This is a genomic window from Bradyrhizobium sp. UFLA06-24, from assembly GCF_054967145.1.
In genome coordinates this window covers 1-724 of record NZ_JADFUE010000209.1, presented here as the reverse complement: position 1 = coordinate 724, position 724 = coordinate 1, and the positions used below count along the sequence as shown (strand labels likewise).

1 pseudogene is annotated in these 724 nt (G+C 63.3%); it reads left to right on the top strand.

Features of this window, described 5'->3' with window-relative positions:
* Nucleotides 1-724: pseudogene (istA, locus tag IF809_RS38680) on the top strand (IS21-like element ISBj11 family transposase); the annotation flags it as partial.

Sequence of the window (724 nt, the reverse complement as noted above, 5' to 3'; positions counted from 1 at the left end):
ACTTCCGGCTGGCCTATTCCGGGTTTGAGCACGCCCATGTCGTGCTCGGCGGTGAGAGCTTCGTCGCTCTGGCCGAAGGCCTGCAGAATGCCTTGTGGTCACTCGGTGGGGCGCCACGGGAGCATCGCACCGACAGCCTGTCGGCCGCCTTTTGCAATCTCGACCGCGACGCCAAAGACGATCTGACGCGGCGATACGAAGACCTCTGTGCCCATTACGGCATGCGGCCTTCCCGCAACAATCGTGGCATCGCCCACGAGAACGGGGCGATCGAGAGTTCGCATGGTCATCTCAAGCGAGCGATCGGCGACGCGCTGTTGCTGCGTGGCACCGCCGACTTCGACGATCTAGCTGCCTATCGTGGCTTCATCGATGAGATCGCCAGCCGCCGCAATGCCCGCAACGCCAAGCGGATCGACAGTGAACGTAGCGCACTTCAGGATCTGCCGGACCGCCGCACGTCGGACTATGAAGAGGTGATCGTCCACGTGACGTCGTCCGGCGGCTTCACCTTGCGCAAGGTGTTCTACACGGTGCCGTCGCGCTTGATCGGCCATCGGCTGCGGGTGCGCCTGTATGACGATCACCTCGACGTGTTTGTCGGCGGCACGCATCTCCTCACCTTGCCGCGCGGGCGGCCGCATCCCAATGGCAAGCACGATCAGGTCGTCGATTATCGGCACGTGATCCATTCCTTGCGGCGCAAGCCGATGGCGCTCCTCAA